Source organism: Halomonas litopenaei, assembly GCF_003045775.1.
Taxonomy (GTDB): Bacteria; Pseudomonadota; Gammaproteobacteria; order Pseudomonadales; family Halomonadaceae; genus Halomonas; species Halomonas litopenaei.
Map to the genome: position 1 here is coordinate 35,558 of NZ_PXNS01000009.1, position 22,262 is coordinate 57,819.

Sequence of the window (22,262 nt, forward strand, 5' to 3'; positions counted from 1 at the left end):
CCTCAGGCACGGCGCCGGACGATCTGGTAGCGACGCCCCAGGTAACCCAGGGGAGCGCTCCAGGCGTGAACCAGGCGAGTGAACGGGAACACCAGCACAATGGTCAGACCGACCAGAATGTGCAGGTGATAAATGAAGCCAATGCCTTCGAGGTGGGTGGCGGCGCCGCCCTGGAAGAAGACGATGGCCTGTGCCCATTCGGCAAGCTTGATCATCACGCCGCCGTCCAGGTGATGCAGGGCGGCGGGAATGGTCAGCAGGCCCAGGGTGACCTGAACCACCAGCAGCACGATGATCAGGTTGTCCATGAAGCTGGAGGATGCCTTGACCCGTGGGTCGGTGAAGCGGCGATGCAGCAGCATGGCGCCACCGATCAGACAGGCGATACCGGCAAGGCCACCGACCAGGATGGCGAACACCTGCTTGGTGCCGGCGCTGATGAAGGGAGCGTAGACCCAATGCGGTGTCAGCAGGCCGACCAGGTGACCGAAGAAGATCACCAGGATGCCGACGTGGAACAGCGGACTGGCCAGGCGCATGCGCCTGGACGACAGCATCTGGCTCGAGCCGGTCTTCCAGGTGTATTGGCCGTGGTCGAAGCGCAACAGGCTACCGATCAGGAAGACGCTGCCCGCCAGGTAGGGATAGAGGCCGAACAGCAGGGTGTGCAGGTAGTTCATGACAGACCTCCAGTGGGTCGAGAGGGCATGGCATCGGGGAGGCGAACGGTGTCGGGCTGGATACTGCCCCGGCGTTCGGCGAGGCGCTTGCCCTCGGCGGAGGTCAGCGCGCAGTCCTGGTCGGATTCGGCCGAGAAACGCACGGCCTCCTCCTCCCACACGGCGTCGAGGGCGGCAGGGGTGTTGTCGGCCGGTTCTTCCTTGACCGCTTCGCGGTGGAGGTCCACCTGATCCTCGGCGCCGATCAGCGACAGCAGGGTCAGGGTCACCAGCGCCTGGTCGCACTGCTTGGTCTCCAGACGGGCGGTGATGAGCGCCAGGATATGGCTGACGTCACCGATCCAGCGGGCCACCTCATCACCCTCGCGGGTGGAGAGGAACTCGAGCAGCAGTGGCAGGTGGTCGGGAAGCTCGCGGCTGTCGAGGGCAAAGCCGGCATCCTCGTACTCGCCGAGCAGGTCGACCATCGCCTGGCCGCGGTCGCGGGATTCGCCGTGGACGTGCTCGAACAGCAGAAGCGAGGTGGCGCGGCCACGATCGAACTGGGCGACGTAGGCCGCCTGGACGTCCAGCAGGCGGGCATCCGCCAGGCGATCACACCAGTCGAGCAGTGCCTGCCGGGGGGCTCCCCCCGGCAGTGGCATGGCGGCGATCGCCGCCTTGACCTCGGCACGCCCCTCGATCAGTTCCCGGTCGGGATAGTCGAGCAGCCGGGCCAGGGCGCGCAGACCCTGGGCGAGTGGATTAGTCATGCTCGACCTCCGGATGGCTGGGGTCGTACTGCTCGACGTTGACCAGGGTGGTGGTCTGCTTGCGTCCGCCGAACAGGCTGGTCTTGTCGCTGCCACCCTGGCAGCCGTTGCCGAAGGTGAAGCCGCAGCCGCCACGCTCCGGGAAGGCCTCGCGGGCCTGCTCGCGGTGGCTGGTCGGGATGACGAAGCGGTCCTCGTAGTTGGCGATGGCCAGGTAGCGGTACATCTCCTCGACCTGGGCCTCGCTCAGCTCGACCTCGTCGAGCACGTCGTGGCGCAACTCACCGTCCACGTGCTTGCCGCGCATGTACTCGCGCATGGCCATCATGCGCTTGAGCGCGCGAACCACCGGCGCCTCGTCACCGGCGGTGAGCATGTTGGCCAGGTACTTCACCGGGATACGCAGTGATTCGACCTTGGGCAGCACGCCGTCGGTTTCCACGTGGCCACCGTCCACCGCCGACTGGATCGGCGACAGCGGCGGCACGTACCAGACCATCGGCAGGGTGCGGTACTCCGGGTGCAGCGGCAGCGCCAGCTGCCAGTCCATGGCCATCTTGTAGACCGGGGACTCCTGGGCCGCCTTGATCACGTTGTCATCGATACCGTCACGCTTGGCCTGGGCGATGACCTCGGGATCATTGGGGTCGAGGAAGATCTCGCACTGGCGCTTGTACAGGTCGCGCTCGTCCTGGGAGGCGGCAACCTCCTCGATGCGATCGGCGTCGTAGAGCAGCACGCCCAGGTAGCGGATGCGACCGACGCAGGTCTCGGAGCACACCGTAGGCTGGCCCGACTCGATACGCGGGTAGCAGAAGATGCACTTCTCGGACTTGCCGGACTTCCAGTTGTAGTAGATCTTCTTGTACGGACAGCCGGACACGCACATCCGCCAGCCGCGGCACTTGTCCTGGTCGATCAGGACGATGCCGTCCTCTTCACGCTTGTAGATCGCACCGCTCGGGCAGCTGGCCACACAGGCCGGGTTGAGGCAGTGCTCGCACAGGCGCGGCAGGTACATCATGAAGGTGTTTTCGAACTGGCCGTAGATGTCCGCCTGGATCTTGTCGAAGTTGGCGTCCTTGCGGCGCTTGGCGAACTCGGTGCCGAGAATCTCTTCCCAGTTCGGGCCCCATTCGATCTTCTCCATGCGCTGACCGGAGATCAGCGAACGGGGACGCGCCACCGGCTGGTGGCGGCCCTTCTTGGCCTGGTGCAGGTGCTGGTAGTCGAAGGTGAACGGCTCGTAGTAGTCGTCGATCTCCGGCAGGTCGGGGTTGGCGAAGATGTTCGCCAGCACCCGCCACTTGCCACCGATGCGCGGCTCGATGGTGCCGTCCTCGCGCCTCAACCAACCGCCTTTCCAGCGCGCCTGATTCTCCCACTCCTTGGGATAGCCGATGCCCGGCTTGGTCTCGACGTTGTTGAACCAGGCGTACTCGACGCCTTCACGACTGGTCCAGACGTTTTTGCAGGTCACCGAACAGGTGTGACAGCCGATGCACTTGTCGAGGTTGAGCACCATGCCCACTTGGGAACGGATCTTCATTTCACTGCCTCCTGGGCGCTGTCCTGTCCTTCGCCGTCCAACCAGTTGACGTGCTTCATCTTGCGCACCATGACGAACTCATCGCGGTTGGAGCCGACGGTGCCGTAGTAGTTGAAGCCGTAGGAGAGCTGTCCGTAGCCGCCGATCATGTGGGTCGGCTTGGGGCAGACGCGGGTGACCGAGTTGTGGATACCGCCACGGGTGCCGGTTACCTCGGAGCCGGGCACGTTCACGATGCGCTCCTGGGCGTGGTACATCATCGCCATGCCGGTCTTGACCCGCTGACTGACCACAGCGCGGGCGGCGATGGCGCCGTTGGCGTTGTACAGCTCGATCCAGTCGTTGTCCTCAACACCGATGGCGACCGCGTCCTCCTCGGACAGCCAGACGATGGGGCCGCCACGCGACAGGGTCAGCATCAACAGGTTGTCGGAGTAGGTGGAGTGGATGCCCCACTTCTGGTGCGGGGTGATCCAGTTCAGCGCGATCTCCGGGTTACCGTTGGGCCGCGGCATCGCCATGGCCTTGGTGGCCTTGGTGTCGATGGGCGGACGGTAGACCAGCAGGCTCTCGCCGAAGTCACGCATCCAGGCGTGATCCTGGTAGAACTGCTGGCGGCCGCTGACGGTACGCCAGGGGATCAGCTCGTGGACGTTGGTGTAGCCGGCGTTGTAGGACACGTGCTCGTCTTCCAGGCCAGACCAGGTCGGGCTGGAGATGATCTTGCGCGGCTGGGCCACCACGTCGCGGAAGCGGATCTTCTCCTCTTCCTTGGGAACCGCCAGGTGGGTGTGGTCGCGTCCGGTGATCTTCGACAGCGCGTCCCAGGCCTTCACCGCCACCTGACCGTTGGTCTCCGGTGCCAGCGCCAGGATCATCTCGGCGGCGTCGATGGCGCTTTCGAGTCTTGGCTGGCCCTTGGCCGGACCCTCGAGCTTGACGTGGTTGAGACCACGCAACAGCTCGACTTCCTTGTCGGTGTTCCAGCCGATGCCTTTGCCACCGTTGCCGATGCTCTCGAGCAGCGGACCCACCGAGGTGAAGCGCTCGTAGGTCTCGGGGTAGTTGCGCTTGACCTCGATCAGGCTCGGCATGGTCTTGCCGGGGATCGGCTCGCACTCACCGCGCTTCCAGTCGAGCACTTCGGGCTGGGCCAGCTCGCCGGGGCTGTCATGCTGCAGCGGCAAGGTGACCAGGTCGGTTTCCTCGCCCAGGTGGCCGGGGCAGACCTGGGAGAATCTCTTGGCGATGCCCTTGTAGATGTCCCAGTCGCTGCGCGCTTCCCAGGCCGGATCGGTGGCGGCGGTCAGCGGGTGGATGAAGGGGTGCATGTCCGAGGTGTTGAGGTCGTCCTTCTCGTACCAGGTCGCGGTGGGCAGCACCACGTCGGAGTACAGGCAGGTGGTCGACATGCGGAAGTCCAGGGTGGTGAACAGGTCCACCTTGCCCTCGGGGGCCTCGTCGTGCCAGGTGACTTCCCGGGGCATGGCGCCGCCGGATTCGCCCAGGTCCTTGCCCTGCAGCCCATGGCGGGTGCCCAGCAGGTACTTGAGCATGTACTCGTGACCCTTGCCCGAGGAGCCCAGCAGGTTGGAGCGCCACACGAACATGTTGCGCGGGAAGTTCTGGGGGTTGTCCGGGTCCTCGGCGGCGAAGCCAAGACGGCCCTGCTTGAGCTGGCTGACCACGTAGTCGGCGGTGGACATGCCCGCTTCACTGGCGGGGCCTGCCAGGCGCAGCGGGTTGACCCCGAGCTGCGGCGCCGACGGCAGCCAGCCCATGCGCTCGGCGCGCACGTTGAAGTCGATCAGGCTGCCGTCGTACTTGTCGGCCTTGGCCAGCGGCGACAGCAGTTCCTTGACCTCGAGCTTCTCGTAGCGCCACTGGCTCGAGTGGTTGTAGAAGAACGAGGTGCCGTTCATGTGGCGTGGCGGACGCTGCCAGTCCAGGCCGAAGGCCAGCGGGGTCCAGCCGGTCTGGGGACGCAGCTTTTCCTGGCCCACGTAGTGGGACCAGCCGCCGCCGGACTGACCGATACAGCCGCACAGCACCAGCATGTTGATCAGGCCACGGTAGTTCATGTCCATGTGGTACCAGTGGTTCATCCCGGCACCGACGATGATCATGGACCGACCCTGGGTCTTGTCGGCGTTGTGGGCGAACTCGCGGGCGATGCGGATGCACTGGTTGGCGGGTACGCCGGTGATCTTTTCCTGCCACGCCGGGGTGTAGGGGCGCAGCTGGTCCAGTGCGGTGGCGCCGTCGTCCTCGCCTTCGCCGCCGAGGCCACGGTCGATACCGTAGTTGGCGCACATCAGGTCGAACACGGTGACCGCCAGCACTTCCTTGCCATCGGCCAGGGTCAGCTTCTTGGCCGGCAGGCAGTGGTGCAGCACCTCGTTGCCTTCGACGTGGTCGAAGTGCTCGTGGGCGATGCCACCGAAATAGGGGAAGGCCACCTTGGCGACGCTGTCGTGGGTGTCGGCCAGCGACAGTCGCAGGTCGATCTCCTGGCCGTCGGCGTCCAGTGACTCAAGGCTCCACTTGCCCTTTTCGTCGTCGCCGTTCTCGCCCCAGCGGAAGCCGATGGAACCGCGCGGCACCACCAGCTGGTCACGGGTCTCGTCCCAGGCGACGGTCTTCCACTCAGGGTTGTTTTCCTGGCCGAGCGAGGCGTCGAAGTCGGCCGCACGCAGCTGCTTGCCCGGGGCGTAGGTGCCGTCCTCGCGGGGCTCGAGGGCCACCAGGAAGGGCATGTCGGTGTAGCGCTTGACGTAGTCGGTGAAGTAGACGCTGGGCGAGGCGAGGTGGAATTCCTTCAGGATGACGTGGCCCATGGCCATGGCCAGGGCGGCGTCGGTGCCCTGCTTGGCGGACAGCCATTCGTCGGTGAGCTTCGAGACCTCGGCGTAGTCCGGGGTGATCGACACCGTCTTGGTGCCCTTGTAGCGCACTTCGGTGAAGAAGTGGGCGTCCGGGGTACGTGTCTGGGGCACGTTGGAACCCCAGGCGATGATGTAGCCGGAGTTGTACCAGTCGGCGGATTCCGGCACGTCGGTCTGCTCGCCCCAGGTCTGGGGGGAGGCCGGCGGCAGGTCGCAGTACCAGTCATAGAACGACAGGCAGACGCCGCCGATCAGCGACAGGTAGCGGGCGCCGGCGGCGTAGGAGACCATCGACATGGCAGGGATCGGCGAGAAGCCGATGATGCGGTCGGGACCGTAGGTCTTGGCGGTGTAGACGTTGGCCGCCGCGATCAGGGTCTGTGCCTCGTCCCAGTCGGCGCGGACGAAGCCGCCCATGCCGCGGGCACGCTTGTACTGATTGGCCAGGACCGGGTCCTCGACGATGGAGGCCCAGGCATCCACCGGGTCGGCGTGCTTGTCCAGCGCGCGTCGCCACAGGCTGACCAGCTCCTGGCGAATCAGCGGGTACTTGAGGCGGTTGGCACTGTACAGGTACCAGGAGTAGCTGGCGCCACGTGGGCAACCGCGGGGCTCGTGGTTGGGCAGATCGGCGCGGGTACGCGGATAGTCGGTCTGCTGGGTTTCCCAGGTGACCAGGCCATTCTTGACGTAGATCTTCCAGCTGCACGAGCCGGTGCAGTTCACCCCGTGGGTGGAGCGCACGATCTTGTCGTGCTGCCAGCGGGCGCGATAGCCGTCTTCCCAGTCACGTGTCTCTTCGCGGGTTTCGCCGTGTCCGTTGGCGAATTCCGGAGGACGTTTGGTCAGGTATCTCAGGCGATCGAGAAAATGACTCATGGAGGTCTCCTCAAAGGCCCCCCGAAGGGGGCCTGGCTAGACGGTCCTTGTGGACTCGAATGTCACGGTCTTGACGGGAACGTCAGTGCTGGGTCTGAGCCGCACCGGCGCTTGGCTTGCGGGTGGGACCCGCATCCAGGTTCAGTTCGATCTCCGCGCCCTTGCGGCTGTAGTAGAACCAGGTCAGGGCGGTGCAGAACACGTAGAACACGATGAAGCCGATCAGCGCCGCCTCGGCGCCGCCGGTCAGCGAGATCGAGGTACCGAAGGACTTCGGAATCAGGAAGGCGCCGTAGGCGGCGATGGCCGAGGTGAAGCCGATGGTGGCAGCGGATTCGCGCTCGGCGTGGACCAGCTGCTCGGCGGCGGTCAGGTTCGGCATCAGCCGCGGCACTTCCTTGCGGAAGATCGACGGGATCATCTGGAAGGTGCTGGCATTGCCGACGCCGGTGGCGAAGAACAGCAGCATGAAGGAGGCGAAGAAGCCGTAGAAGGCAATCGACATGTCCTTGTTCATCAGGAAGAACAGCACGCCGATCACGCCGCCGATCATGGTCAGGAAGGTCCAGAAGGTGACCCGGGCACCACCGAAGCGGTCGGCCAGTCCACCGGTCCAGGCACGACTCAGGGCGCCGACGAACGGGCCGAGGAAGGCGTACTGGAGGGCATCGATGGCCGGGAACTGGGTCTTGGTCAACAGCGGGAAGCCGGCGGAGAAGCCGATGAAGCTGCCAAAGGTGCCGGTATAGAGGATGCACATCAGCCAGTTGTGCTTGCGCTTGAAGATGACCGACTGCTCCTTGAAGGAGGACTTGGCGCTGGCGATGTCGTTCATGCCGAACCAGGCGGCAACGGTGGCGATGGCGATGAACGGCACCCACACGAAGCCGGCGTTCTGCAGCCACAGAAGATCAGTGTCGGACATCGGCTGGCCACTGCCGGTGAACATCACGAAGCTGCCGGTGGAGATGACCACGGGCACCAGGAACTGCATCACCGACACGCCGAGGTTGCCGAGGCCGGCGTTCATGGCCAGGGCCTTGCCCTTCTCACGCTTGGGATAGAAGAAGGCGATGTTGGCCATGGAGGACGCAAAGTTGCCGCCACCGAAACCACACAGCAGGGCGATGATCGCCATCACCAGGTAGGGCGTTTCGGGATTCTGGACGGCGAAGCCGATCCACAGAGCAGGCAGCAGCAGCGAGGCGGTGGAAATCGCGGTGAAGCGACGGCCGCCGAAGATCGGCACGGTAAAGCTGTAGAAGATCCGCAGGGTGGCACCGGAAAGACCCGGCAGGGCCGCCAGCCAGAACAGCTGGTTCGGGGTGTACTCGAAGCCTACCTGGGGCAGCTTGGCCACGACCATGGACCACACCATCCAGATGCAGAAGGCCAGCAGCAGACAGGGGATGGAGATCCACAGGTTACGCGTGGCGATCTTGCGACCGGTGGACTGCCAGAAGGACTCGTCCTCGGGGCGCCAGTCCTCGAGCACGAAGCGGCTCGGGGTGGACAGCTCGGGCAGGTCGGTGGACTCGCAGCGATCGCGGGCCTCGATACGCTCGGCCTTGCGGATGGCGAAGTGCATCCACATGAGCGCGGCGGCAACCACGACGAACATCAGCATGAAGCAGCTCTGCCAGATGCCGATGACATCGTTGAGCATGCCGAAGGTCAGCGGCAGGAAGAAGCCGCCGAGGCCACCGACCATGCCGACGGCGCCACCGACCAGGCCGACGCTCTTGGGATAGTAGACCGGGATGTGCTTGTACACGGCGGCCTTGCCCAGCGACATGAAGAAGCCCAGCACCATGGTCAACAGGATGAAGCCGACCAGCGGCATGGCGAAGGTGAACTCGACCGGACCACGGACGCCATCGACGACGTACTGGGTGGGCGGATAGCTCAGCAGGAAGGTGCAGATGACCGAGGCCAGGAAGGTCCAGTACATCACGCGACGGGCGCCGTAGCGGTCGGACATCCAGCCGCCGAGGATACGGAACAGCGAGGCCGGGATGGTGTATAGCGCCGCCACGATACCCGCCGCGGAGAGGCTCAGACCGTAGACCTCGATCAGGTAGTGGGGCAGCCAAAGGGCGAGGGCGACGAAGCCACCGAAGACGAAGAAGTAGTAGAGCGAGAAGCGCCACACGCGCAGGTCGGCCAGGGGCGCGAACTGCTCGGACAACGGCAGACGTACGGCATTGCGCGACTGATTCTGGGGGTCTTCCTTGGCCAGCAGGATAAAGGCCACGCCCATGATCGCCATGATGGTGGCGTAGACCAGGGCGGTGCTTTTCCAGCCCATGGCCATCAGCAGAAAGGGCGCGCCGAAGTTGGTGACGGCGGCACCGACGTTACCGGCCCCGAAGATGCCCAGCGCCGTACCCTGGCGTTCCTTCTCGAACCAGGCCGAGGTGTAGGCCACGCCGACGATGAAGGAGCCACCGGCAAGGCCGATACCCAGTGCGCCGACCAACAGCATCACGTAGCTGTTGGCGAAGGTCAGCAGGTAGACACAGGTAGCGGTGACCAGCATGAGCAGGCCGAAGACCCAGCGGCCCCCGAAGCGGTCAGTCAGTACACCGAGAAAGAGTCGGCTGATCGAACCCGTCAGCACGGGAGTGGCCATCAGCAGGCCAAGTTGGGTGTCGGAGAGCGCGAAGTCCTCCTTGATCTGGATACCGAGAATCGAGAACAGGGTCCAGACGGCGAAGCAGAGAGTGAAGGCGAGTGTGGATAGGCCTAGCGCTCTGTTCTGCTGACGCCGGGGTACGGTGTCATGTTGGAGCATGTGCTTTCCTCTTTAGGGGTGCCGGTTCGGCCCCTAAACCTTGCTACAATGTATCTGTATGGCACTTGATTGTGGTCAAGAGAATTGCGTGCTATATCCAGCGCATTTGCTTAATTACCTCCATGGAGGTATCCGGGTGTTTTTGAGGTGTTCGTCACGTATTATCTGCCCTCTCAGATGGATGCGACATTCCGGAAACTTCTAGATGATGAAACCCTTGATCTGGGTCAAAAAGGGAAGGTGTGGTAGATGAACGGCGCCTTTTACCTGCGCCGATCACTGATGCTGCGCATGCTGGTCGCCATGGCGGCGATATCCTGTCTGGCCCTGGTCAGCCTGCTGGGCTCCATCGTCATCGCAAAGAGCGCGGGAGGTTACGCCGACGCCATCAACCAGGCGGGCTCGCTGCGAATGCAGGCCTATCGACTGCTGGCGACGTCGGAGTTGCTGCCGGCGGATCACCCCAGGCGACGCTGGCAGCACGAACAGATGGAGGCCACGCTGGCTGCCGGGGCGATCATCGCGCTGATTCCGGTGGACGCCGATGATCCGCTCAGAGAGGCCTACGACAGGGTGGTGGAGTGCTGGCACGAAACCCTGCGTCCCAACACGGTGGATTTCGAAGGTGGTGACGTCTTTCGGCTGGATGATAAGGTCGCCGAGTTCGTCGACAAGGTCGATATTTTGGTGGGAAGGCTTCAAGAATATGCCGAGTCAAAGGTCGTATTTCTTGAGGTTTTTCAGGGGGCATCACTCGCCGTTCTCGTGATATTTATGGTGATGGTTGTCTATCGAATAGTCTGCGGTGTCATGCCGCCATTTCGTGACCTTATTCGCGTTGTAAATGGCGTGATGGTCGGTGACTTTTCGGGGAGAACCATCTACCGAGGTAACGACGAGTTAGGCTTGTTATCCAGAACAATCAACAAGATGAATGCCAGCCTGTCGGAAATGTACGGTCAGCTGGAAAAGCGTGTCGCGGCGAAGACCCATGAACTGAAGCGCAGCAATGATGCGTTGCGTATGCTTTATCTGACCGCGCGGCGTCTCAATGGGGTCACTCCGCTGACCCGGGAAGAGCTCGAGGAAGTGCTGCGCCAGCTTGAGGCGGTGACCGACGAAGGCCCCTTCGAGCTGCGCCTGTCCATGGGAGGCAATGGCAAGGATATTGTCAGACTCAGCTCTCGCCCCGGCGCGGAAAGCGCTTTCGTTCAGGCACCATCGCGCGGGCGTGAAATATCAGACAAGGCGGCTGCCGGGCTGTATGCCAACGGCAATGAATACGCGGTCAGGGTGCGCGAAGCGGGTCGGGATTTTGGCGAGTTGCGTGTCCATCAGCCTCCCGGCCATATGCTTGCCCAGTGGAAGATCGAGCTGGTGGAGACGGTGGCCGGGCTGATTGCCGCGGCCTTGTCGCTGTCCGAGAAAGCCGACGAACAGCGTCGTCTGGCGCTGATGGATGAGCGCGCGGTGATTGCGCGAGAGCTTCACGACTCGCTGGCGCAGTCGCTGTCCTACCTGAAGATCCAGGTCACCCGTCTACAGATGCAGCTCGATCAGCAACGCCACGAGCAGGTGGCGCAGGTGGTCGCGGAACTCCGGCACGGTCTCAATTCGTCCTACCGCCAGCTCAGGGAGCTGCTCAACACCTTTCGTCTGCGCATCCATGAGTCGGGTCTGGAAGCGGCGTTGGAGGAAACGGTGCTGGAGTACTCCAAGCGGGGTGACTTCGAGCTGACCCTGAAAGGCCAGTGGAGCGGGCTGTCGCTGACCCCCAACGAGGAAATTCATGTGCTGCAGATCGTGCGCGAGTCGCTGTCCAACGTGGCCCGCCATGCACGTGCTCGGCACTGCACCATCAGCCTCGCCGTCGACGACACGGGGCACTATCAACTTTCGGTCACGGACGACGGTGTAGGCATCGGACCGCAATCCGATCCATCCATGTCCCACGGGATGGCGATCATGGAGGAGCGGGCACGAAGCCTGAGTGGAAAGCTCACGGTCAGGGGCATCAAGCCCTGCGGCACCGTGGTGACCGTCCGCTTTCTGCCGCGTCTGTTGGCGCAGTTACCTGTGGCGTCCGAGTGATGGGCTTTCACGGGCGCGAGGTCGCGACGACGTGGCCTGCTGAACGTGTTGCCCGGCAGCGGGTCGGGTGAAACCACTCTGGAGATAGCACTATGAGCATGCTTCGATTGATGATCGTGGACGATCACCCCCTGTTCCGGCGTGGGGTGCGTCAACTGGTGGACATGGATCCTGGTCTGGTGGTGGTCGGTGAAGCCTCGGATGGCGCCGAGGCGGTGCGCAAGGCCGTCGATCTGCAACCCAACCTGATCCTGCTCGACCTCAACATGCAGCCCATCGACGGCATCGAGGTGCTCCGGCGGATGCGTGACGCCCGGGTCAAGAGCCGCATCGTGATCCTGACCGTGTCCGACTCCGACGACGACGTGGTGCGCGCGCTCAAGGAAGGCGCCGATGGCTATCTGCTCAAGGACATGGACCCCGAGGAGGTGCTGCGGCTGATTCGCGAGGCTGCCCAGGGTCAGGTGGTGCTGGGGCCACAGATGGCGTCGCTGCTGGCCAGCGTGGTCAAGGGCGAGCTGCCGGCAGGGGGCGACGACGGCATGTCGTGCCTGACCGCTCGAGAGAGGGACATCCTGCGGACCCTGGCTCGCGGCCTGTCCAACAAGATGATCGCCCGTGAGCTGGACATCGCCGAGGGCACCGTCAAGGTCCACGTCAAGCATCTGTTCAAGAAGCTGGATCTTCGCTCACGGGTGGAAGCAGCGGTGTGGGCCACCAAGCATGGCCTGGGCTAGGGCTTGTCTGAAAAGTGCCTGCGCTCGGTAATACGGCGTTAAAAATCGTCTGGTGCGCCAGCCCGGTCAAAATGCTCATTTACACCCCGTAAACTGCGCTTTCTCACCGATTTTTGCCTTGTCTAACCTTCGCTCGTCGACTTTTCGGACTGCGCCTAGGGCTTTTGCGAAACCTGCCTGCGCTCGTCGACTTTTCGGACAGAGCCCAGGGCTTGCAGAAACAGGCTTGCAGGAATGGTGGTTGCGCTCGGTGGCGCCGGGAAGTTCGTCCGGATACGACAACGCCCGGGACAGGCCCGGGCGTCGTTTGCTGGCTGGCACAGCCCGCTGGCAGGGCGTCAGTCGTTGACGGCGGCCACCGCCTTGGCCAGGTACGGCAGGTTCTCCTGGGAGAAGCCGGCGACGTTGGCGCGGCCCGAGCGCACCATGTAGATGCCGTACTCGTCACGCAGGCGGTCCACCTGTTCCGGCGTCAGGCCGGTGTAGGAGAACATGCCACGCTGCTCGGCGATGTGGGCGTACTTCTGGTCCAGCCCGTAGGGCTTCAAGGCCTCGACGAAGTCACGACGCAGGGTGTTGATGCGATCGCGCATTTCGGTGAGTTCCTCGCGCCACACCGCGGCGAGTTCCGCCGAGTTGAGGATCTCCGCCACGATGCTGCCGCCGTGGGCCGGCGGGTTGGAGTAGTTCTCACGGGCGACGATGGCGATCTGCGAGCGGACGTTCTCCATCTCCTCGCTGTTCTTCGCCACCACGATCAGGGCGCCGGTACGCTCGTTGTAGATGCCGAAGTTCTTCGAGCAGGAGCTGGTGATCAGCACGTTGTCGAGATTCTCGGCCAGCAGGCGAACGGCGTAGGCGTCCTCGTCGAGGCCCTCGGCGAAGCCCTGGTAGGCGAAGTCGACCAGCGGCAGCAGGTCGCGCTGCTGGATCACTTCAAGCACCTGTTGCCACTGCTGGTGGTTCAGGTCGAAGCCGGTGGGGTTGTGGCAGCAGGCGTGCAGCACCACCACGTCGCCCTGGGGGATCTGCTTGAGGGCTTCCAGCATGCCGTCGAAGTCGAGACGGTTGTCGGCGTCGACGTAGGGATACTTGTGCAGTTCGATGCCGGCGGCGGTGAAGATGCCGTGGTGGTTCGGCCAGGTCGGGTCGCTGACCCAGATGCCCTTGCCAGGCAGTTGGGTCGCGACGAAGTCCGCCGCCAGGCGCAGGGCGCCGGTACCACCGGGGGACTGGGTAACGCTGGCGCGGCCGGCCTCGAGCACGGGGGAGTCCTGGCCCAGCACCATCGGCAGCACCACGGCACCGTACTGGGCGGCGCCGTGTGAGCCGATGTAGGTCTTGGTGGTCTCGTTGTTGAGCAGCAGGGCTTCGGCCTCCTTGACCGCACGCATCACCGGAGTGTTGCCCTTTGCATCGCGGTAGACGCCGACGCCAAGATCGACCTTCTGGGGATTGGTGTCCTTCTTGAAGGCCTCGATGAGCCCGAGGATGGCATCCCCGGGAACCCGCTCAATCTTCTCGAACATTTTAGCTTGCTACCTCGTCGGTTCTGGCCGCTAGGATGAAATCGTTCTTGTGCAGGCCCTTCATCTCGTGGGACCACCAGGTCACGGTGACCTTGCCCCACTCGGTCAACAGGGCCGGGTGATGGCCGGCTTCCTCGGCGATCTCGCCGACGCTGTTGGTGAAGGCAAGGGCCTGCCGAAAGTTGCGGAACTTGTAGCTCCGCTCCAGTTGCATGATGCCATCGCGCTCGACGATCCGCCACTCGGGGATCTGCGCGTGCCACTGTTCGATCTCGGCCTCGGTGGCGTGGGGGGCGTCCCAGCTGCAGGCTTCGCAGGACTGCTCGGTGAGGGTCTGGGTGGTGTCGTTCATGCTGTCTCCTGGTGGTGTCGGTGAGCGAATGTGGATGTTCAGGCGTGTTCGCTGCGTCGGTCGTTGTCGGCACCGTCGTGGGCGGATGGGCCGGTCTCGCCGTTCTCGCCGGGCGTTGGCTTGGGCTTGGTCGTTGAATTGGGCTTGGGCGGAAAGCGCGGTTCGAATAACCCCAGCGCCTTGGCTTCCTCGACCAGTGCCATCAGGTCGCGCCGGGACAGTTCCTGAAGCCTGTCAAGGCTGTCCAGAACGTAGTAAAGGGGCTGCAGGATGTCGATGCGGTAGGGGGTGCGCAGGGCGTCGAGGGCGTCGAAGGGCGCATGTGCAGGGGTGTCGGACAGGGCGTGCAGGGTCTCCTTCGGCGAGGAGATGATACCGCCGCCATAGATGCGCCGGCCTTGCGGGGTGTCCACCAGGCCGAATTCCACGGTCATCCAGTAGAGCCTGGCTAGGTAGACCCGGTCCTTGGGTTCGGCGGCGAGGCCGATGCGGCCGTAGGTGGCGGTGAACTCGGCGAAGGCCTCGTTGGTCAGCATCGGGCAGTGGCCGAAGATCTCGTGGAAGATGTCCGGTTCCTTGAGGTAGTCCAGCTCCTCGGGGGTACGGATGAAGGTCGCCACGGGAAAACGACGGTTGGCCAGCAGTTGAAAGAAGGTGTCGAAGGGGATCAGGGCCGGTACCTGGGCGGTCTGCCAGCCGGTGGCTTGCTGTAGCACCCGATCGACGTCGCCCAGTTGCGGAATACGATCGCTGGGCAGGCCGAGGCGCTCGAGGCCGTCCAGATACTGCTGGCACACGCGCCCTTCGATCAACGTCAGCTGGCGTTCCATCAGCGTCTGCCAGGTTCGGTTCTCGACCTCGCTCCACTGGATGATGCCGTCGGCATCCGGCTCACGGGCCTGATAGGCGGTGCCCTTGGTGGACGGGGTGGACGAAGAAGGTGCGTGCATGGTGTCTCCCGGCGATTGTCGACTGTTGTGGTATCGAGACTGAGTCGAGTCTAGGCATGGGGGCTTTCGTCACGCAGCCGTGCATCGGGGGGATAGGCACCAGAAGGCGGCCCTTTTCTGTCAGGAAATCTTTACAGCTGGTGCTCGAGATGGTGTCTATCGACCAAAGATGCAGGACGCGCTCCTCTGTCTTCGATAGGCTGTAACGAAATCTTGACATACGAGTCAGACCAGCCTGACGGAAACTTCAGATGGTGTGACCCTTTTGCGGAGCCGTTCCCTTCATGCGCCTGAGAGTTCACTGCCAGAATCGTGTCGGCATCCTTCGCGACATAGTGGCCCTGCTGGCCGACTATGGGGTCAACGTGGCCCGGGGCGAGGTGGGCGGAGAGCACGGCAACGCCATCTATCTTCACGTGCCGCAACTGTTGCACGCCCAGCTGGCGACGCTGAAGCCCAGTCTCGAGCAGGTGTCCGGCGTATTCGGGGTGCGCCGGGTCAGCCTGATGCCCAGCGAGCGCCACCAGCTCGAGCTGGAGGCGCTGCTGTCGTCACTCTCCGACCCGGTGATGTCCATCGACATGGAGGGGCACCTGGTGGCGGCCAACCGGGCGGCGAGCCAGTTGCTCGGCGTGCGCGTCGACGAGGTGCCCGGGCTGTCGCTGAATCGCTACCTGCCGGAGCTCGACCTGCCGGAAGTGATTCGTCGCAACAATGCTCGGGTCAATGGCCTCAGGATCCGGCTCAAGGACGCCACCTACCTGGCCGATATCGCGCCGCTGCATCGCGAACACCACGACGACGTGGCCTCGCTGGCCGGGGCTGTGGTCACGCTGCATAGCGCCGATCGTATCGGCGAGCGTATCTATCAGGTGCAGCGCCAGGAGATGCGCGGCTTCGAGGCGATGTTCGCGGCCAGCCCCCGACTCGCCTCCCTGATCCACGAGGCGCGGCGCATGGCGCCGCTGGACGCGCCGCTGTTGATCTTTGGTGAGACCGGCACCGGCAAGGAGGTGCTGGCGCGGGCCTGTCACCTGGCCAGCCAGCGCGGTCAGGCGCCGTTCATGGCGCTGAACTGCGCCGGCCTGCCGGAGTCCATGGCCGAGACCGAACTGTTTGGCTATGCCCCGGGCGCCTTCGATGGCGCTCGCCCCGAGGGCAAGCTGGGTCTGCTGGAGCTGACCGCCGGTGGCACCATCTTCCTCGATGAGGTCGGCGAAATGAGTCCGCGGCTGCAGGCCAAGCTGTTGCGCTTTCTGCAGGACGGTGGCTTTCGCCGGGTCGGCGCCGATGACGAGACCTACCTGGACGTGCGGGTGATCTGTGCCACCCAGCAGGATCTGCTGGCCCTGTGCGGCCAGGGGCTGTTTCGTCAGGACCTCTATCATCGCCTCAACGTGCTGTCGTTGAGCGTTCCGCCGCTGAGGGATTGCCTGGATGGCATCGAGGCCCTGGCCGGGCACTTTGTCGACCGAGCCGCGCGCCAGATCGGCTGCGCGTTGCCTACGCTTTCCCCCGCGGCACTGGCGCGCATGGCCAGCTATCACTGGCCCGGCAATGTGCGGCAACTCGAGAACGTGCTGTTCCAGGCGGTGTCGCTGTGCGAGACCGGGGTCATCGAGCCGGCCCATCTGCGGCTGCCGGCCTCGGGGGCGCCGGCGGGTCTTGCCGGTATCGATCTGGACGGCTCGCTCAACGACATCCTGGGCGAGGTCGAGCGGCGCGTATTGGCCTCGCTGTACCCCCAGCATCCGTCCAGTCGCCAGTTGGCGCGACGCCTTGGCGTATCCCACACCACCATCGCCAACAAGCTGAATCGGTATGGCATCACCGGCAGCGAAGGCTGACGGTGAGTGTGAGAGTGAAAGTGAGACTGAGACTGAGACTGAGACTGAGGGGGCTCGAGGCACCGACGGGGCATCGAGGCCCACTGCTCGCGGTCGAATAGCTGGCGGTCGAATAGCTCGCGGTCGCAAGGCTAGCCTTCGAATAGTGGTGCGAGGGCCTGCCTGACGTCGGTATAGCGGGCGCTTTCCTGGCTGGCGAATCCCGGCAGGCGTCGCGCCTTGGCCTGACTCAGGCGCGGGCTGATGACGCCACACAGGAAGCGGGTAGCAAGCTCCAGGTCCAGCGGCTTGCCTGGCTCGACACTTTCCAGTGCCTGGGCCAGGCCCGTCAGCCAGGCTCGCAGTTCGCCCTCGTCCGGGAGCGCCGGAGTCGGTGCGGGTGGCAGGCTGGCGGTCTCGCCGCGACAGGCCGAACAGTGGCCACAGCGTCGGGGGGCATTGGGGTCACCGAACCAGTCGGCGAGTCGCGCGCTGATGCAGTCGTCGGCCTCGAACAGCGCCAGCATGGCGTCGAGTCGCTCGAGTTCGACCCCCGCGCGCTCGACGAACTGCTGATGCAGCTCGGGGGCCAGCTGTCCGGGGTCCACGGCCGCGAGTTTGTGGTAGACCTCGGTCATCTGCTTGCTTTCCAGGCGCATCAGCCCCTGTTCCGCCAGGTAGTCGAGTGCCTTGAGCACCCGCGGGCGGGAGGTGTCGAGGCCGCGTTCCTGGCCCAGCTGGTCGAGGCGTTCGAAGTCCAGCCGATACCAGGTACGGGCCTTGTGCGAGGCATCGAGCAGTGCGCCGAGAAAGGCGCCGCGCTCGCCGGGAAAGCGGGCCAGCAGGGCTTCGGGTTCGATCGCCAGGCTGAAGCGATACTCGGCGAAGTAGCTGTGGCTGGCGCGCACCACGCCGGCCAGTTCCAGCTTGACCAGCAGCGTCTTCAGCGGCAGCTCGCGGATGTCCGAGAGGCGTGACAGGGCGTTGAGCGACAGCTCCCAGCTATCGGAGGCATCCGCCAGGTCGGTCAATACCGCCTCGATGCCCGACAGCGGTGGTACGTCACCATGGATAAAGTTCTCGAGCACCGGCAGGTGTTCACGTCCGGCCAGCATCAGGCACTCCGACGGCTTGCCGTCGCGCCCGGCGCGTCCGATCTCCTGGCTGTAGTTCTCGATGGACTTGGGCAGGTCGAAGTGCACCACCTGGCGGATATCGGCCTTGTCGATGCCCATGCCGAAGGCGATGGTGGCGACGATGCCGGGCAGGCGTCCGCTCATGAAGTCCGCCTGCAGTCGCTGGCGGGTCTCACTGTCGAGCCCGGCGTGGTAGGCGGCGACCTCGAGCCCGGCAGCCTTGAGGTAGGCCGCCAGGCGTTCGGCGCTTTGCTGCAGGGTGACGTAGACAATGGTGCCGCCGTTGCCGAGTCTTGGCGCCAGCCAACTGGCCAGATGGCGAGCCCTGTTGTCGGCGGGCAGCGGGGTGACGGCAAGGTCCAGATTGGCGCGGTAGAAGCCGGTGGTGATGACATCGTCAGGCGCGATATCGAAGCCTCGACGCATGTCATCGATGACCTTGGGCGTGGCGGTGGCGGTCAGCAGCAGCACCTGATCGATGCCGAACTCCCGGCGATAGTCGGGCAGTTTCTGGTAGTCCGGTCGAAAATTATGTCCCCATTCCGACAGGCAGTGGGCCTCGTCGATCACCATCAACGAGACCCGCACGTCGCGCAGAAAGGCGCGAAAGCGTTCATTGCGCAGGCGCTCGACCGATACCATCAGGACCTTGAGCTGGCCGTTGCGGGCCGCTGCCATGACCTCCCGAGCCTGATCGCGATCCTGACTCGAATCGATGCTGGCGGCGGCGATACCGCGCGAGGTCAGCGTCGCCAGTTGGTCCTGCATCAGCGCCAGTAGAGGAGACACCACCAGGGTGAGGTGCGGCAGGTGCAATGCCGGCAGCTGATAGCACAGCGACTTGCCCGAGCCGGTCGGGAAGATCGCCGCTGCGCTACGGCCTTCTGCGATGGCGTTGATGGTCTCCCGCTGTCCTGGCCGAAAGTGGCGGTGGCCGAAGACGTTCTCGAGGGTCTGGTCGATGGTGGTGGACATGCTGGCTCCCTGATGGCGGGCCCTGTGACAGCGGCAGGATCGGGGGCAAGGGTACCCAAAACAGTCACCGGCATGAAGCGACGACGTGCCAGCTCAGGTGGCGATGTCAGGAAGAACCCTGGGGCAGCCAGCGCTGGATCACGCGATCGCGGCCCTGCTGCTTGGCTTCCATCAGGTTGGTGTGGACCTGCTGCATCAGTTGCGCGCTGCTCAAGCCGCGAACGAAGTCGGAGACGCCGATACTGACGGTGACCTTGTGGCGACCGATGCCGAAGTCCTGACGAGAGATGCTCTCGCGCAGGCGTTCGGCCAGCTCGCGCGCTCTGCCAGCGGGTGTCATCGGCAGCAGCAGGGCGAATTCGTCGCTGCCCATGCGTGCCAGCATGTCCTCCTGGCGCAACTGGCTGGATGCCAGGGCGGCGATCTGACAGAGCACCCGATCACCGAGTCCGCGCCCCCAGGTGTCGTTGATCAGGGCAAAGTGGTCCAGGTCTATCAGCAACAGCGATAGCGGCGTGCCATGACGGTTGGACATGGAGGCGATCTTGTCGATGTGTCCCATCATCGAACGTCGGTTGGTCAGCCCGGTGAGTTCGTCGGTGCCGGACAGGTAGCGAAGACGTTGCTCTTCGGCGACCTGATCCTCGATGTCCACCAGCAGGCCATGCCACAGGATGCCTTCGTCCGAGCGTTCCGGCAGGGCCTCCAGCGAGTACCAGTGCGGGGTGAGTTCGCCGATCGGCAGGCGCAGTCGCGTGGAGACCGGCGACAGCCAGTGGGCAGAGTGTTCGATGGCCCGGATGAATTCACCATAGGCGTCACCCAGCAGATCGCCGAGCCGCTGACGCACGTCATTGATCGACAGCAGTGGCTCAAGGCGAGCCGTCATCTGATCTTCACCCGTCAGGGCGGGAAGCTGCAGGCGGCCGCGAGCGTCTCGCTTCAGGGTGAACAGCACCCCCGGGACACGCTTGAGGCAGGCAAGACTCGCGCTTTCATTGCAGGTCGGGGAGGGTGACGGCGGGTCACGATCTTCCATAGCAGGCAGTCCTTGGCCACGGGATGGCGGGTCAACCCGAGGTATCGGGCCTTCACCACCATCTTAAAGGCAGGGCATTGCGGGTATATCAGTCCAAGGGACTAGGAAATATCAGACAAAACTCTGCATTTGTGGATTGCGCCATAGGGAGGAAAGGCTTGAACGTTTTCGCCAGGCCGCTGATAGCGGGCGTTGTGGCCGTGGAGCCGGGAGCTGATCGATCGGCAGACATCGGCGTGAGGGCTTGATCAAGGATATGCCGCAACGAGAGTGACTAGGCAGGTTCCCGTCATGATTCATCGAAAGCGCACGCATTTCCGGCAACTTCGCGGTCACCGGGGTGCGTCATAGCGAAGCTCTCGCCCCCTGGAAAAGACTACCTGCCACAGTTGCAGGTAGCGCGCTCTGAAGGCTCCGGCACAGATCGCCAGGTAGTAGCGCAGCATCCGATAGGTGCGTTCATTGCAGTGCCGTGTGTTGTAGTGACGTGCAATGTCATGCCAGCAGGCGTCAAGGTTGGCCAGCCACGCCAGCAAGGTGGGATCGTAGTCGGGGCCGAAGTTCTGCCAGTCTTCCACCATCAACGTCTCCTCGCTGTGCTGGCAGATCTGGCGGGCGGACGGCAACACGCCGTTGGGAAAGATGTAGCGATGGATCCAGGGGTCTGCGGTGATGCGAGAAGTATTGGAGCCGATGGTATGCAGCAGGAAGAGCCCGTCATCCGGCAGCAGGTCGGCCACCGTCCGAAAGAAGGTCGTGTAGTTGCGCTGTCCTACGTGTTCGAACATGCCGATCGAGGCGATCCGGTCGTACTGGCCTTGCAGGTCGCGGTAGTCGGCCAACTGGATATCGACGGGCAAGCCCTGGCAGCGCTCTCTGGCCAGTGCCACCTGCTCCCGGGAGATGGTGATACCGGTCACGCTGACGCCGTAGTGACGTGCGGCGTGCTCGGCCAGGCTGCCCCAGCCGCAGCCGATGTCGAGAAGGTGCATGCCAGGGCGCAGCGCCAGCTTTCGACAGACCAGGTCGAGCTTGGCGAGCTGGGCCTGATGCAGCGTCGTTGCCTGGCGCCAGTAGCCACAGGAGTAGCACATGGTGTCGTCAAGCATATACCGAAACAGGTCGTTGCCGAGGTCGTAGTGAACCTCGCCGACCTGATAGGCTCGGGCGCGACTCTGGAGGTTGAAGAAGCCCGCCTGCAGGCGATAGAAGAGGTGGCTCGCGGCGCTACGCGAGCGTTGGCCCAGGCCGTGGCGCAGCAGCCGATGGGCAAGCTGGTCGATACGCCGCGCTTCCCACCAGCCATCCATGTAGGCTTCCCCGAGCCCCAGCGTGCCCTGGTGCAGGATGCGGGCGAACAGATCGGGATGATAGATTTGGATATCGTGGGGTTCAGGTCCGTTGAGGCGAATGCCCGAGCCCTCGAGCAACTGCTCGATGATCAGCCGAGGGCGATTGTTCGGCAGTGCGATGGGATGGGGGCGGGCGTCGCTGGTCATGTGGCCTCCTGGTGTCCGTGCAGGCGGCATGTCCGAGGAAACGAGAAGCGGGCAGGAGAGTTGCCCGCTCCGAAGTGAGGCCAGGTCCGCCACCTCGGCAGGGGCCTGAATCACCTTCGGCTATCTTTATTGTTGCAAAACAGCATAGTTCAGCTGGCATGCCTTTCCAGCGAAGAACGCTGGCGGGTTGGCACAGAATCAAGGAGGCTTAAGTTATGCACGTTATCGTCGATCTTTGCGTGGTCCCCCTGGGTGTGGGCGTTTCGGTCTCCGACCACGTGGCCGCTTGCCAGCGGGAGATTCAGGCGTCCGGTCTCAGCCACCAGATGCACGCCTATGGCACCAATATCGAAGGCCCCTGGGATGAGGTCATGGCGGTGGTCAAGCGCTGCCATGAGGTGGTGCACGAGATGGGGGCGCCACGCATCACCACCACCTTGAAACTCGGTACCCGGACCGACCGCGATCAGAGCATGGCAGACAAGGTCGAGAGCGTGGCACGACGCCTGGGTGACTGACGGCTCACTTCGAAAGCGCATTTCACCGCCTGCCCCGACCTCGCGACGCTGATCGCTGCATGAGACGGGGC

The 22,262-nt window shown here is 64.0% G+C and carries 15 protein-coding genes; 4 read left to right on the forward strand and 11 right to left on the reverse strand.

Features of this window, described 5'->3' with window-relative positions:
• Positions 1–2 precede the first annotated feature (2 nt).
• The 5 genes from narI to C6W88_RS15030 all read right to left on the reverse strand — a co-directional run bounded on the left by narI (position 3) and on the right by C6W88_RS15030 (position 9,539).
• A complete protein-coding gene (gene narI, locus C6W88_RS15010; RefSeq protein WP_108133049.1) occupies positions 3–680 on the reverse strand; it encodes a respiratory nitrate reductase subunit gamma in 678 nt (225 codons plus the stop codon).
• A complete protein-coding gene (gene narJ, locus C6W88_RS15015; protein ID WP_108133050.1) occupies positions 677–1,432 on the reverse strand; it encodes a nitrate reductase molybdenum cofactor assembly chaperone in 756 nt (251 codons plus the stop codon). Before narJ ends, narI begins: the two co-directional genes overlap by 4 nt.
• On the reverse strand, positions 1,425–2,981 hold the full coding sequence (gene narH, locus C6W88_RS15020) for a nitrate reductase subunit beta (protein ID WP_108133051.1): 1,557 nt from the start codon (positions 2,979–2,981) through the stop codon (positions 1,425–1,427). The genes narJ and narH overlap by 8 nt, the downstream gene beginning before the upstream one ends.
• Complete coding sequence (locus tag C6W88_RS15025; RefSeq protein WP_108133052.1) at positions 2,978–6,745, reverse strand: nitrate reductase subunit alpha; 3,768 nt, start codon at positions 6,743–6,745, stop codon at positions 2,978–2,980. The genes narH and C6W88_RS15025 overlap by 4 nt, the downstream gene beginning before the upstream one ends.
• An 82-nt stretch (positions 6,746–6,827) precedes the next feature.
• Positions 6,828–9,539 (reverse strand): nitrate/nitrite transporter, encoded by a 2,712-nt coding sequence (locus tag C6W88_RS15030; RefSeq protein WP_108133053.1) that lies wholly within the window; start codon positions 9,537–9,539, stop codon positions 6,828–6,830.
• Positions 9,540–9,842: 303 nt separating this feature from the next.
• Here C6W88_RS15030 and C6W88_RS15035 point away from each other — a divergent pair, with 303 nt between their 5' ends.
• Both C6W88_RS15035 and narL read left to right on the forward strand, forming a co-directional pair.
• Positions 9,843–11,630 (forward strand): histidine kinase, encoded by a 1,788-nt coding sequence (locus C6W88_RS15035; protein ID WP_258183947.1) that lies wholly within the window; start codon positions 9,843–9,845, stop codon positions 11,628–11,630.
• 92 nt (positions 11,631–11,722) lie between these two features.
• Positions 11,723–12,367 carry a two-component system response regulator NarL gene (narL, locus tag C6W88_RS15040; RefSeq protein WP_108133055.1) on the forward strand — a complete coding sequence of 215 codons (645 nt, stop codon included), beginning with the start codon at positions 11,723–11,725 and terminating at the stop codon, positions 12,365–12,367.
• 338 nt (positions 12,368–12,705) lie between these two features.
• Here the strand turns inward: narL and C6W88_RS15045 are convergent, their stop codons facing one another.
• From C6W88_RS15045 to phhA, 3 genes are read right to left on the reverse strand one after another with little or no spacing between them, the layout of a single operon-like run.
• Complete coding sequence (locus tag C6W88_RS15045) at positions 12,706–13,896, reverse strand: amino acid aminotransferase (protein WP_108133056.1); 1,191 nt, start codon at positions 13,894–13,896, stop codon at positions 12,706–12,708.
• Position 13,897: 1 nt separating this feature from the next.
• Positions 13,898–14,248 carry a 4a-hydroxytetrahydrobiopterin dehydratase gene (locus C6W88_RS15050; protein ID WP_108133057.1) on the reverse strand — a complete coding sequence of 117 codons (351 nt, stop codon included), beginning with the start codon at positions 14,246–14,248 and terminating at the stop codon, positions 13,898–13,900.
• A 38-nt stretch (positions 14,249–14,286) separates the two neighbouring features.
• Entirely contained in the window at positions 14,287–15,198 is a 912-nt protein-coding gene (phhA, locus tag C6W88_RS15055) for a phenylalanine 4-monooxygenase (protein WP_108133058.1), read from the reverse strand.
• Positions 15,199–15,482: 284 nt separating this feature from the next.
• Here phhA and C6W88_RS15060 point away from each other — a divergent pair, with 284 nt between their 5' ends.
• Positions 15,483–17,045 carry a sigma-54-dependent transcriptional regulator gene (locus C6W88_RS15060; protein ID WP_108133059.1) on the forward strand — a complete coding sequence of 521 codons (1,563 nt, stop codon included), beginning with the start codon at positions 15,483–15,485 and terminating at the stop codon, positions 17,043–17,045.
• A gap of 131 nt (positions 17,046–17,176) precedes the next feature.
• Here the strand turns inward: C6W88_RS15060 and C6W88_RS15065 are convergent, their stop codons facing one another.
• From C6W88_RS15065 to cfa, 3 genes are all read right to left on the reverse strand, one after another.
• Complete coding sequence (locus C6W88_RS15065) at positions 17,177–19,135, reverse strand: RecQ family ATP-dependent DNA helicase (RefSeq protein WP_108133060.1); 1,959 nt, start codon at positions 19,133–19,135, stop codon at positions 17,177–17,179.
• A gap of 106 nt (positions 19,136–19,241) precedes the next feature.
• On the reverse strand, positions 19,242–20,174 hold the full coding sequence (locus C6W88_RS15070; RefSeq protein WP_108133061.1) for a GGDEF domain-containing protein: 933 nt from the start codon (positions 20,172–20,174) through the stop codon (positions 19,242–19,244).
• A gap of 332 nt (positions 20,175–20,506) precedes the next feature.
• Positions 20,507–21,673, reverse strand: a complete 1,167-nt coding sequence (cfa, locus tag C6W88_RS15075; RefSeq protein WP_108133062.1) for a cyclopropane fatty acyl phospholipid synthase — start codon at positions 21,671–21,673, stop codon at positions 20,507–20,509.
• 215 nt (positions 21,674–21,888) lie between these two features.
• On the opposite strand from cfa, the gene C6W88_RS15080 reads away from it, so the two are divergent.
• Positions 21,889–22,191 carry an MTH1187 family thiamine-binding protein gene (locus C6W88_RS15080; RefSeq protein ID WP_045994015.1) on the forward strand — a complete coding sequence of 101 codons (303 nt, stop codon included), beginning with the start codon at positions 21,889–21,891 and terminating at the stop codon, positions 22,189–22,191.
• Positions 22,192–22,262: the final 71 nt, after the last annotated feature.